The following is a 12092-nucleotide window of genomic DNA, read 5'->3' as shown; positions in this document are numbered from 1 at the left end:
ACATAGCATGTTTGGTTTCAACCTTCCAATAAGCCGCCAATATATAGTCCCACCAATTGTTTTAGCAACAATTGCTACTGTGTTAATGGCATTCGATATGCGAGATGCTCTAGAGTTTCACCGCCAATTGATCAGTGAAGGTCAAGTGTGGCGAATATGGAGTAGTCAATATATTCATACCAATTGGACACATTTGGCCCTAAATCTTGTCGGTATTCTATTTATATGGGTACTGCACGCGGAGCATACTTCAATACGCCGCTATTTTATTCATGTTTTATTTCTTGGCTTGTGGACAGGGATAGGTATTTGGCTATTTTGTCCCGACATCAGAGTATACACAGGATTAAGCGGATTGCTACACGGAATTATTGTTTGGGGGGCGCTAAAAGATATTCAGGTCAAAGAGCCAACAGGAATTCTTTTATTCTTAGGGATAGTTGGAAAACTTGCTTGGGAACAATATGCTGGACCAAGTACTGATGTGGGTAACCTCATTGACTCGCGTGTTGCCATCGAATCCCACTTAATTGGTGCCATAGGCGGTTTGGTTTTAGCATTACCGCTTATTAAAGGTAAACTGGGATTCGCAGTTAAACAGTAAAACTCTATAAACATCGGCCTGAAGAATATCAGGCCGTAATCAACAAATGCAATCTTACTGAACATTCCGGCCCTATCTGCATTTTCAATACATTGAGTCTTCGACACAAACTAAGCAATAAATACGTCATGTATAAACAGAGCGAAATCACGCAATGTTTTGTTCATGCAACATAAAAAAGGCCAGCTTAACGCTGGCCTAAAATTCTAGATTCTAAAGATTTTCTTTAAACAACTTATAAATACGACGGTATTCATCCAACCAACCCGAAGGCTGTACAAACCCGTGAGGTTCAACTGGATAGATGGCCGTTTCAAAGTTTTCTTTTTCTAACTCAATGAAACGTTGAACCAATCTCACAACGTCTTGGAAAAATACGTTGTCATCGATCATTGGCGCATTAATAAGCAGTGGTTTATTTAAACCTTCTGCAAAATAGATTGGTGAACTTCTTCTATAGGCAATTGGATCAACATCAGGTCTGTTAAGAATATTTGATGTGTATGGGTCATTGTAATATGCCCAATCGGTTACCGGACGTAACGCTGCACCGGCTTGAAATAGCTCAGGTTGAGTGAACAAAGCCATAAATGTCATGAAGCCACCGTATGAGCCACCATATGTACCTACAGATCCTTCATCTACATTGGCGTTCTGCGTCATCCATTTAACACCATCGGCCAAATCTTGAATTTCTGGCGTCCCCATTTGGCGATAAATCGCAGTACGCCAATCTCGGCCGTACCCTTTAGAAGCGCGGTAATCCATATCCATTACCACATAGCCTTCACTTGCAAGTAGTGAGTGGAACATAAATTCACGGAAGTACACTGACCAGCCCATATGCGAATTTTGTAAATAACCAGCGCCATGGTTAAAGATAATAGCTTTGCGTTTTTTACCTGATTCACCTGGTTTGTAGTCAGCTGGATAGTACACTTTTGCGTAGATAGGCTCATCAGTATGGCTTGATGGAACGGCAACAATTTTAGGTGCTATTAGTTTCTTATTTAAGAACTCATCCGACACCGTATTTGTCAATCGTTTAGGTTGTGCGTTCGGTTTTGCATCTGCAACATAAAGCTCAGTTGGCATCATGATCTTTGAGTGCTTTAGTAACACTTTTGACTCATCTGGGCTTAATACAAAGTCAGTCATACCATTTAAATCTGTAATAGCAGATTTCTCTTTCGTATTGACATCAACTGAATAGATTTCGTAGATACCCGGGTGCTCTACATTCGCTTTAAAGAAAAACTTACTATTGTCTTTTGTCAATTTTGGATCTGAGACTACAAACTTACCTGACGTAATTTGCTTAGCTTTACCATCAATTGGTTTTACATATAGGTGACTATAACCACTTTCTTCAGAAAGGAAAAATAATGCATCTTCGTTGTTCAACCAACCAAAGTCATTGTATGCATAGTTGACCCATGCTGTGTCATGCAATCTATGTTGAGGCTCTAGTTCGCCGTTTTCGAAATCTAATGTAGCAATCCAGCGATCTTTGTTATCCCACGCTTTAAACATCATGGCCACTTGGTCACCATTGCTATTCCACTGAATTGGTGATTGAGACCAATACCAGTCGCGCATCATTTTAATCGCTCTTGGTTCTTTTTTAGATGTGTATGATTCACCAATCGCAGCCGCATTCTCTTTTTTAACGTTTGCTAACACATCTTCGTCAAAGCCAGGTAATGTATCAAAGCTAATAGACTTGTGTGAATCAGCTTTTAAATCATAATAAAGTACTTCAACTTCGACAGGCTTATTGTCCGCCACACGGCTTCGAGCTGGCACTGGTACAATATTTCCATCTTGGCCGATGTAATTTGGCATCATGTCTTTTTTTGTTGATTGAGAAAAGACGTTGTCTTTACTTACAACCACAATTAGCTTGTCGCCGCTTGGAGAAATACTTGCTTCAACTAGGTTTTTTCCTTCGCCGATATAGATTTGCTTGTCAGCGATAGTTTTATTTTGAGACTCTAGTTGTGCCTGACGACCTTCTTTGTCTAGCGCGTTTTTATGTGTAAGCGCTACATAATCAATTAACTTGTGTTGTTCTTTGGCAATGTACGTACTTGGCTCTTGAGTACCTTGAGGTGCATTGCCTTCGTTTATCTTAACAAGTTCTTTGGTCAAGCCTGTCTCAACATTGACAGTAAAAAAGGTATCGGCAATACGAAACGCAAGCTCGCCAGAAACCATAAATTGGATAATTGTTTCTTTGTCACTTGAGCGTGTGATCTGCTTAGTTTGTTTAGTAACTAAGTTCTTGACAAAAATATTGCCTTGGAATGTATACGCTTGGTATTTACCATCTGCAGAATAAGTAGCATTGTTATTGCCAATCTCATGCAAGTTAGCCAAAGCTATTTGCTCTGTACCCTGGCTATTTATTGAAAATGTATCCCTGAGTTGATTTCCAACCTGCTTTTGGTTGAAATAAATGGTATTGCTATCTGCACCCCAAAATGCGCTTTCTGGCGAGCGGCTAATCCAATCCGGATCTGCCATCGCTTGCTCAAGAGTGATATTTTCACTACCAAAATCTAATGGAGTTTGTACGGCTTGCGAAACAACAGCTGAGTTGCTTGTCGCTTCATCAGTGTTTGAATGTTTGCTTGTTGTTTGACAACCAGTCAGCAGTAGGCCTGCAACGGCAATGCTCAATAGGGATTTTTTCATTAGAGCTCTTCTTTTAATTTATTAATCAGCGCAATTTAATCAAAAGATAGAACAATATTCGACAGGTTTTAGATAAACAACCAAAGTTTTTAGCTTGGTGGCGGGGGCGTACACAATTTAGCAACAATCAGGTATAAAAAAAGGCCAGTAAAGCTTACTGGCCAAATACTCTCTGCGCTCACATAGTCGTTGATGGACAACGAGTATGAAATGAGGCATATCCAAGCCTCAAATATTCAGACTGGCGCTTATTCGAAAGGTTCAAAAAAATTTAGTAAATTTATTGAATAAAACCGTCAATAATTAATAAAAGTATGACTGAACTTACAATAGCCCACAAAATTATCGCCATAACAAAGGGTTGCCACCCACATTGCTTAAGTACTGCTTTTGAAATACCCGCTCCAATTAAAAATAAAGTACCTACTAGCAAAGCTTTTGCGGACTCGTAGCCAATTTGCCACAACGGCTTGAATTCAGGAAGCCAAGTGTTGATAGCTGCTGCAAGCAAAAAACCGACAATAAATAGAGGGATACTCGCCTTCTCTTCTGAGCGCCAGAATACGCCAGCCAGTGCTGTATATGGCACTATCCACATTGCTCTCGTAAGCTTAATGGTTGTAGCCATAGCTAATGCAGCAGGACCATAAGCAGCCGCGGCCCCTACGACACTGCTCGTATCATGAATTGCTAATGCACTCCACAGAGCAAATTGGCTTTGGGTCAGCTCAAAATAGTGCCCCAGCCACGGGAATATGAGTAAACCGACTGCGTTTAAAGAAAATACGATTGCTAATGCTACAGCTATCTCGTCTTGCTTTGCTTTAATCACAGGCGCCATCGCAGCAATAGCACTACCGCCGCAAATTGCAGTGCCAAAAGAGATCAACGTGCCCGTATTTTTATTCAAGCGGAATAGTTGAGTTAATATTTCACCAAGTCCAATAATCGCAGTAATACTCACAATCGTTAATACAATTGAACTCCTACCAACTTCTAGGACATGCATAACATCAACATTGAACCCTAAACCAATAACAGATACTTTGAGAAGTAGCTTGGATAGTTGTGCACTTTGCAAGTCAAATGGGTTTCCAAATAAAAGGGCAAAAGAGATCCCCATGAACAATGCCATCGCAGAGCCAATTAGAGGGGTAATTGACACAATGAAACAAGCTATAAACAAGAGCTTAAGTACATTTGGATTAATATTAATCATATAAAAACTTCTAACGTATATGCTGCATAAAAAAGCCGAGCTATTGCTCGGCTTTTTTCTAATTTAATATTAATGCATGGCTGGTTTCGCTAACTCCTGGGTAATCCTCCTCAGGTAGCATTTCTGCCAGCTCTGCCAACCGCTCACCTAGCTGATGCAAATTAGCTGCTGAGACATTAATATGGCCCATTTTTCGGCCCGGCTTAGCCTCTTTTCCATACCAGTGACTCGTGCAATCTGCGACAGACAATACCGCTTGAGGAATTGATGGCTGCCCTAGTACATTTACCATAGCAGTCGGGCGCACTAATTGAGTACTGCCAATCGGTAAGCCTGTGATAGCACGCATATGGTTTTCGAATTGGCTAGTGTGCGCACCTTGTTGTGTCCAATGTCCTGAGTTGTGAACACGAGGCGCTATTTCATTCACTAGCAATTTACCGTCAACGTCGAAAAACTCAATTGCTAATACACCCACATAATTTAGCTCTGACGCCAAATTTTCGAATGCAGCTTCTGCTTGAGCTTGTATCGCTGCCTTTTCTTTTCCAGCAATAGATAAGGTCAGAACGCCATTTGTGTGCTGGTTCTCAGTTAATGGATACACTTTGCATTTTCCATCTTTATCACGCACACCTATGATAGAAACTTCTCTATCAAATGGGATCATTTTTTCAGCAATGATTGAGTGTGGTGCAGCCTCAGTGCCGGTATCAAGAAAGCCTTTCATCTCAGACCATACCTGCTCTGCGTCTTCAGCTGATTTCAGGCGCCATTGGCCTTTACCATCATAGCCCGCCTGACACGTTTTAATCACAAGTGGCAGGCCAAGCTTTTCGATAGCTTCAATAAAAGCACTTTTCTCTGTGATCAATGCATACGGTGCACACGGAACTTTAGCATTGTCTAAGAGTGCTTTTTCTTTACTGCGGTCACCACCGATAGAGATTGACTCTGCACCCGGGTAAAACTTACCACTTTGTTGACATACATTGAGTACGTCTTCAGGAATATGCTCAAATTCTGCGGTAATCGCATACGCCTGCTCTACTTCCTGCTCGAGTGTTGTGTGCTTCACTTCAAAAGTAACTGGGTTAATTACTTGTTTTGAACTTACATCGTAAGCTAAAACATCTATACCCAAATGAGTAGAAGCCAGACTCATCATTCGGGCCAACTGACCCGCGCCTAGTACTAATACTTTCATGTTATTCAGCTGGATTTGGGTTAGCTAAGATAGTTTCAGTCTGAGCTTTTCTAAACGCTTCAACTTTTTCAAATATTTCCGGTTGCTGACAACCCAATATTTGTGCTGCTAATAAACCTGCATTCGCGGCACCTGCATCGCCTATTGCTAATGTACCCACCGCAACACCTTTTGGCATTTGGCAGATTGAAAGTAATGAATCAACACCATTTAAAGTTTTCGATTTTACTGGTACACCCAATACAGGCAAACTAGTGAAAGCAGCCGCCATACCAGGAAGGTGTGCTGCGCCGCCAGCTCCGGCGATGATAACTTTGATACCACGTTCCGCTGCCGTTGTTGCATAATCGGCCAATAATTGAGGAGTGCGATGCGCCGAAACCACTTTTGTTTCATACTCAATGCCAAACTTATCTAACATATCTGCCGCATGTTGCATTGTAGGCCAATCTGACTTAGAACCCATGATAATGCCAACCGTCATAATAATTCCTCAATTCTAAATTAAACGATACTTACTACAGCGCTAAAGGGGTTGCGCCGAAATCGTGAGTATTATACCCGAGTGGTAGTTGAAAGCGAGCCTCAATACATAAAAAACCGCTTATAGCGGCTTTTATCTAGAAATATAACTTATTGCAAGCAATGGCTTTTTGAGTTGACCCAAGTAAAGCTAATTGACTTGCTTCACTGGCACATTTTCACACTCTCTTTGCGTTTTCGAAAATGCTTTTTGCCAATGTATTGAAAACTCATCGGGACCGAGGATAAAGAAGAACAACATCAAACCGCCTGGCACCAGTACGAGTTTAAGTACGGGCCCCAAAACGTAACTATAAAAAGCAATAAATGGAATAAACAGAATGTAACCAATTAACCGCGTAAGCATCAAACACCTCCTTAATTTATGAGCGCGCTCAATTAATTTAATGAGCACGCTCATTTTTGTCAAGTATGCAGATTACTTTGTCACTTTATCGTATTTTGTGGTAAGCTCTCTGGTGCGCTCAATATATTGATTTAGTATGAAAAAAAGAGAAATTACAGCCCAAAAAATACTTGACGTTAGTTGGCAATTATTCCAAGAACATGGCTACGCCGAGACAACTACTCGCCAAATTGCAATGCAAGCATCTGTTGCAACAGGCACAGTGTTCAGCCACTTTCCAAATAAAATCGACATATTAAAGCTGGCGATGCATCAACGCATCGATGAGGTCCTTAGATTAGCTCATCAAGAAAATGAGCAGACCAGTCCTAGACTACGACTCAGGCATTACGCAAAATTTCTTTACCGCTTTTACTGTGAGAACCGCCCTTTTAGTAAAGCGCTATTACAGGATTTAATGTGGCACAGTGCGTTTTTTGAAGACCAATTGAACGACTTTAAACATATGCTCTTTGAAGGCCATAAATATGATGAAATCAAAGCAACAGCTATGATGGATTGCTACTTTATGACCCTCATATACGGACTTAACAACGAACAGCTATCCCCTGTCGACTTGGTGTCATTGCTTACCGCTAAGCTCCAGATGATACATACATAAAACTGTATGATGTGTTCGTTTATATAACTTTGCTCTATCTTCTATACACTTCTAAGCTTTATATAGAATCACCATACGCATATAACGCTTGTGAAAACCCTGTTTGTGTTTTTATTTTGTTACGCTTCAATTGCTCATAGCGCTGGTCCAGACTTAACACTGACACACGAAAAGTACGTCAACTTAAGTGCTGGAAGCTACTATTTGTTGGATAACCAATTTGGCATTGTAGACGTAATGTCTTTACCGAATAATCACTGGCAAATCAATGAAACTGACAACTTTAACCTTGGATACACCCCCGAGACCTATTGGGTAAAAGTTAGTTTTAATTTGCCTCGGGACACAAACGGGTACTTTTTAGAAATAGCCTACCCGGTTCTGGACAGTATAAAGCTCTATTTGATGCAAGGAGATGAAGTACTTAGTTATTTAAAACTAGGCGATAAACAGCATTTTGAAGACCGGCAGATCAAGCATCATAATTTTATCCTCCCTATAGATGAAAACATTCAAGGGGCGCTCACCCTCTATGTTAGAGTGAATTCGACCAGTGCCCTACAACTACCTATCCGACTTTGGAGTCAGCCTAGTTTTTACGAAAGCGACCAAATAGCTACACTGTTTTTAGGGATTTATTTTGGCCTTATGAGTATTATGGCTATCTACAACGTGCTCATGTATTTTTCACTAAAAGATACAACCTTTCTTTACTACGTTGTTTACGTATCAGCCATTATTGCCTTCTATTTTAGCCTGTCTGGTCTTGGGTTCAGGTATCTATGGCAAGGAAGCTTGTGGTGGAATGACCAATCTATATTATTCTTTTTGCTCGCGGCTGTGCTTGCAGGTACTTCTTTTATAGTCAAATTACTAGAATTGCATAAAAATAGTAAAATTTTATATAGGGGCTGCTTGTTACTTTTCGCGATTGGAGTCTGCCTGCTATTTGCATCAATGTACTTTTCCTATGGCACCATGATCAGAGTCATTATTCTGTATGCGTCGTTTGCGTGTTTGTGGGGGGTAATTACAAGAACAATAAAACTGTTTGAGGGTACACACTTCTCGACATACTACTCATTAGCCTGGAATGCAGCACTTTGTGGCGGAATAATCCTTGCGGCCAACAAATTGAATTTTATACCCAATAATTGGTTTACTGAACATGCACTCACAATAGGCACCTCAATCGAGGTTGCATGCTTATCATTTGCAATGGCTGAGAGAATCAATTCAGAGAGAAAAAAGCGTTTTATAGCACAAGCTAAAAGCATGACCGAAATCCGCAAAGCAAACATGCAGCTCGAAGCAGAAGTAAACAACAGAACAAAAGAGCTTCAGACTGCTTATGACAAACTTAAACATATCTCTCGAATTGATGAACTCACTCAAGTGCTCAATAGAAGAAGCTTAAATGACGCTTTAAATACTGAGTGCTTGCGAGCAAAACGTTTTGGGCACTCCGTTAGTTTATTAATGGTCGATATTGATCACTTCAAAAAAATTAACGACACTTATGGCCATCAATGTGGTGATAAGTGTATTACGCATGTGGCCAGCGTTTTAAGAAAAACATGTACTCGTGCAGGCGATGTTGTAGCTCGCTACGGCGGTGAAGAGTTTTGTATTCTACTACCTGAGTGCAACGAGGGAGATGCATTTGACCTAGCGGAGCTGATCAGAAGACATACTGAAGCTTCTGTAGTTAAATTCGAAGACTCAATTATAAAACTGACAATCAGTGTTGGTATAGCAACTAAGTGGGGCGTTGACTTAGAACCTCATGAGCTTGTAAAACAATCAGATATGGCTCTTTATTTCGCCAAACAACATGGCAGAAACCAAGTCTCTCTCGGCTCAGTTTTAGATTCGTGAAATTGAAGTGGTCAGCACTTAGCTGACCACGAACACACTAACTGAAGCTTTCGACAACCTCTTTTTTACTGAGTTTAGAGCAATACCAAATACTGTTCTTTTCACCGTGATATACACGGCGTTTTACATGTTTCAAGGCATATAATGAGGCTAAAGCAAAACCTACAGCGCCAAGTTCAATCCCTAGATCACCAAGAGAGTCTGGCGCCCAAATACCAATTTCTGGGAGCATAAATGCTATCAAAGAGTTTGTCGGAATGAGCAAACACAGAACAGCTAAAATTTTTAAACTCAGTATGCTAAACCTTGCAGCACCATAAACGAATGCGCCAGCGAGTGTTACAAAAAACAGCAAATAATAAATCCACATATAGGCTATATTGATATTCCAACTAACTAGCGCTAACCATTTATTTGCTGCGAATGCACCAGCCATACCTATAGCGCACCCCAAAGATACACCTATGGTCAGATTAGCCATAAAGTGGCTTGAACGACTTTGATTCAAAGACTGTTTTTTGCGCCGTTTCTCAAGCCAAATCAAGTTACCACTATAAAACAAAAACGCACCGCCTAAGCCCATAACGAAATATAACCATCGACCAAGCTCACCTCCGTAGCTCCCAAAGTGAAGACCAAAAAAGCTCGTGACAACGGCAGCCCATATACTTTGCTCTCCACTTTCATTTCTCACGGTACTGGAGTCTATTTCTAGCGTAAAGGGATTCAAAAAAACATAGTCATTGTGTGGGCCACGCATCAAAGTTCTATCGCTTATGATAGATATGCTTGCGGAAGGATGTGCAGATGACAAGCCACTTAGCCTGATGCTATTTACTTCATATCCCGGAGCATAGTAATGAATCGTTTGTTTTATTTCATTTAATGTCGCTAGCTCTCTAATATCGTATCGAACCTCTTCATGTTTTTCTCCACCACCAAACATGGGGTTGTCTCCATATACTTGGCTTAATCCGCCGTAAAACAAGTCATGGAAAGAAAAAACAACTACAGTGATCGCAATTATGATATGAAAAGGCAAGCTCGCGATGCCAACCAAATTATGTGAGTCTAGCCAAAAGCGATTTGGTCCCTTTTCTTTACGAAGGGCAAAAAAACTTTTTACTAAGCTCGGTAAGAGAAAAATAACGCCGGACACTAGAGCAAGAAAATATAAAAATGCGGCAATACCTAGCACATACACACCCGCTTGATCGTGTCCAACCTCTCCGATAATCCCTGCTGAACGATGCAAATAATCTATTAACATTGATAACTCATTGACATGTCGTAATTCAGTTACCAGGTTACCTTGCTCATTCAACGTTGCATGCCAAACTTGATCATCCATTGAAAAGCCACGGGCAGACCCTTGTCCATACCAATGAATTGGTGAGCTATTCTCATCAAAGCTAACTGTGACAGCTTTGAGTGAATCCGGGTTTTGTGCTAACACTTGCTCAAGTAACAATTCGTACTGATCTGATTGAACCTGACCCAATTGGTAACCTGGAGGCGTGGCCCAATCATTAATGATATCGCTGAACATCGTCAGTGATCCTGCTAAGAACCCAATGAAAAGTAACAAACCGGCGGTGATCCCAGTCCAAGTGTGGAGAGATTGGTAAGTCCTTAGGATATCGCTTCTAATTTTCATAACTGGCTCCTTAGGAGATAAACAATAACGTTGGAAATCACAGCGCTAACGCCTAAGTACAGCCATGCCTGGCGCCCCGTTTTAAACATATAAACAAAACAGAGGATTAGAAGCCATATTGGCGTTATGATCCACATGTTAAATTGCGTTTTCCAAAGCCTTTGCTCTTCTGTGATCTGCTCAGTTAACCCCGTAGGCCCGAGCCACGCAAAAATACCGACAAGCCCAAGCGTTAAGAAGAAACCGCCAATCACACCCGCAAATGTTTTAATCCACCAATGAGGTTGAATTTTATTGTATTGAGCCATGGTTTTTTACTTCCTGTTGAGAAAGAGCATAAGTAAAGGCAGTGAAAATAATGCAGTCATTAACATCATAAGCGCAATAAAAAACCCAGCCGAGCCAATAAAGTAAAATGCACCTAAAACAATGGCTATGGCCACGGCCGCATAACCCATTCTTTGCATTGGTTTTGCCAAGGGCTTTTCCAACAACCTTTGATGTCTGTTTGATAAATATAAAAGAAGTGTACCGATGCCGATCAATAGCACCATTAGAAAAGAGTACAAACTTATGCTCCTGTCCTTAGCTAATTTAGTGTTCTGGGAGCAAGATTATAAACATAATAGGAACAACTTTACACTTTAAATTGTAATGAGAATTATTTTCAAAACTTAAGGCGATATTAAAGCTTTATTCCCAAACGTCCGTCACCCTGAATTTATTTCAGGGTCCACTTTGACTCATAAAGTTATGCCACTCTCACATGCGCTTAAAACATGGATTGCGGGGCAAGCCCACAATGACGGTATCTACGTATTTAATAACGGTATCGACTTGTTGACTAACAACCTAAGTGTCTACATTTTTAACAATAAAGTGAAGTATCAACAGGCCGCCTTCCCTAACATCCGTCATCCTGAATTTACTTCAGGGTCCACTTTGACTCATAAATTATGCCACTCTCACATGCGCTTAAAACATGGATTGCGGGGCAAGCCCACAATGACGGTATCTACGTATTTAATAACGGTATCGACTTGTTGACTAACAACCTAAGTATCTACATTTTGAGCAATAAAGTGAAATATCAACAGGCCGCCTTCCTTAACATCCGTCACCCTGAATTTATTTCAGGGTCCACTTTGACTTATAAAGTTATGCCACTCTCACATGCGCTTAAAACATGGATTGCGGGGCAAGCCCACAATGACGGTATCTACGTATTTAATAACGGTATCGACTTGTTGACTAACAACCTAAGTATCTACATTTTGAGC

The 12092-nt window shown here is 40.7% G+C and carries 12 protein-coding genes; 4 read left to right on the top strand and 8 right to left on the bottom strand.

What is annotated here, in order from left to right:
- Nucleotides 1-7: 7 nt before the first annotated feature.
- Complete coding sequence (gene rrtA, locus QNM18_RS00330) at nt 8-604, top strand: rhombosortase (protein ID WP_284135967.1); 597 nt, start codon at nt 8-10, stop codon at nt 602-604.
- A gap of 213 nt (nt 605-817) precedes the next feature.
- On the opposite strand, the gene QNM18_RS00325 is transcribed toward rrtA, so the two are convergent.
- The 5 genes from QNM18_RS00325 to QNM18_RS00305 form a co-directional block, all read right to left on the bottom strand.
- Entirely contained in the window at nt 818-3301 is a 2484-nt protein-coding gene (locus QNM18_RS00325) for a prolyl oligopeptidase family serine peptidase (RefSeq protein ID WP_284135966.1), read from the bottom strand.
- Between the two features lie 280 nt (nt 3302-3581).
- The gene (locus QNM18_RS00320; RefSeq protein WP_284135965.1) at nt 3582-4520 is read right to left on the bottom strand and encodes a YeiH family protein; all 939 of its coding nucleotides are present in this window, start codon (nt 4518-4520) and stop codon (nt 3582-3584) included.
- Nucleotides 4521-4578: 58 nt separating this feature from the next.
- The gene (locus QNM18_RS00315) at nt 4579-5727 is read right to left on the bottom strand and encodes a 5-(carboxyamino)imidazole ribonucleotide synthase (RefSeq protein WP_284135964.1); all 1149 of its coding nucleotides are present in this window, start codon (nt 5725-5727) and stop codon (nt 4579-4581) included.
- A 1-nt stretch (nt 5728) separates the two neighbouring features.
- Nucleotides 5729-6211: a 5-(carboxyamino)imidazole ribonucleotide mutase gene (gene purE, locus QNM18_RS00310; RefSeq protein ID WP_023397540.1), complete on the bottom strand. Its 483-nt coding sequence runs from the start codon at nt 6209-6211 to the stop codon at nt 5729-5731.
- A 189-nt stretch (nt 6212-6400) separates the two neighbouring features.
- Nucleotides 6401-6616, bottom strand: a complete 216-nt coding sequence (locus tag QNM18_RS00305; protein WP_284135963.1) for a hypothetical protein — start codon at nt 6614-6616, stop codon at nt 6401-6403.
- Nucleotides 6617-6752: 136 nt separating this feature from the next.
- On the opposite strand from QNM18_RS00305, the gene QNM18_RS00300 reads away from it, so the two are divergent.
- Together QNM18_RS00300 and QNM18_RS00295 are read left to right on the top strand one after the other, a co-directional pair.
- The gene (locus tag QNM18_RS00300; protein WP_211009966.1) at nt 6753-7277 is read left to right on the top strand and encodes a TetR/AcrR family transcriptional regulator; all 525 of its coding nucleotides are present in this window, start codon (nt 6753-6755) and stop codon (nt 7275-7277) included.
- Nucleotides 7278-7367: 90 nt separating this feature from the next.
- Nucleotides 7368-9155, top strand: a complete 1788-nt coding sequence (locus QNM18_RS00295; protein ID WP_284135962.1) for a sensor domain-containing diguanylate cyclase — start codon at nt 7368-7370, stop codon at nt 9153-9155.
- Nucleotides 9156-9192: 37 nt separating this feature from the next.
- Here the strand turns inward: QNM18_RS00295 and QNM18_RS00290 are convergent, their stop codons facing one another.
- Genes QNM18_RS00290 through QNM18_RS00280 form a run of 3 tightly spaced genes read right to left on the bottom strand, consistent with a single transcriptional unit; the run spans nt 9193 to nt 11381 of the window.
- Nucleotides 9193-10812 carry a PepSY-associated TM helix domain-containing protein gene (locus tag QNM18_RS00290; protein WP_284135961.1) on the bottom strand — a complete coding sequence of 540 codons (1620 nt, stop codon included), beginning with the start codon at nt 10810-10812 and terminating at the stop codon, nt 9193-9195.
- The gene (locus tag QNM18_RS00285; protein WP_284135960.1) at nt 10809-11120 is read right to left on the bottom strand and encodes a hypothetical protein; all 312 of its coding nucleotides are present in this window, start codon (nt 11118-11120) and stop codon (nt 10809-10811) included. Before QNM18_RS00285 ends, QNM18_RS00290 begins: the two co-directional genes overlap by 4 nt.
- A 6-nt stretch (nt 11121-11126) precedes the next feature.
- A complete protein-coding gene (locus QNM18_RS00280) occupies nt 11127-11381 on the bottom strand; it encodes a hypothetical protein (RefSeq protein ID WP_284135959.1) in 255 nt (84 codons plus the stop codon).
- 387 nt (nt 11382-11768) lie between these two features.
- On the opposite strand from QNM18_RS00280, the gene QNM18_RS00275 reads away from it, so the two are divergent.
- Nucleotides 11769-12092 (top strand): hypothetical protein (locus QNM18_RS00275; protein WP_284135958.1); only part of this gene is annotated, 324 nt, incomplete at its 3' end.

The sequence above is a fragment of the Pseudoalteromonas obscura genome (genome assembly GCF_030135505.1).
Lineage (GTDB): Bacteria > Pseudomonadota > Gammaproteobacteria > Enterobacterales > Alteromonadaceae > Pseudoalteromonas > Pseudoalteromonas obscura.
Note: the sequence above shows the minus strand (reverse complement) of the source record. Positions and strands in the feature narration are given on the sequence as shown.

What these genes read in the sequence shown, in the direction of transcription:
- QNM18_RS00300 (WP_211009966.1), top strand. Translation starts at nt 6,753, where the DNA reads ATGAAAAAAAGAGAAATTACAGCCCAAAAAATACTTGACGTTAGTTGG.
- QNM18_RS00285 (WP_284135960.1), bottom strand. Translation starts at nt 11,120, where the DNA reads ATGGCTCAATACAATAAAATTCAACCTCATTGGTGGATTAAAACATTT.
- QNM18_RS00320 (WP_284135965.1), bottom strand. Translation starts at nt 4,520, where the DNA reads ATGATTAATATTAATCCAAATGTACTTAAGCTCTTGTTTATAGCTTGT.
- QNM18_RS00325 (WP_284135966.1), bottom strand. Translation starts at nt 3,301, where the DNA reads ATGAAAAAATCCCTATTGAGCATTGCCGTTGCAGGCCTACTGCTGACT.
- rrtA (WP_284135967.1), top strand. Translation starts at nt 8, where the DNA reads ATGTTTGGTTTCAACCTTCCAATAAGCCGCCAATATATAGTCCCACCA.
- QNM18_RS00305 (WP_284135963.1), bottom strand. Translation starts at nt 6,616, where the DNA reads ATGCTTACGCGGTTAATTGGTTACATTCTGTTTATTCCATTTATTGCT.
- QNM18_RS00315 (WP_284135964.1), bottom strand. Translation starts at nt 5,727, where the DNA reads ATGAAAGTATTAGTACTAGGCGCGGGTCAGTTGGCCCGAATGATGAGT.
- purE (WP_023397540.1), bottom strand. Translation starts at nt 6,211, where the DNA reads ATGACGGTTGGCATTATCATGGGTTCTAAGTCAGATTGGCCTACAATG.
- QNM18_RS00290 (WP_284135961.1), bottom strand. Translation starts at nt 10,812, where the DNA reads ATGAAAATTAGAAGCGATATCCTAAGGACTTACCAATCTCTCCACACT.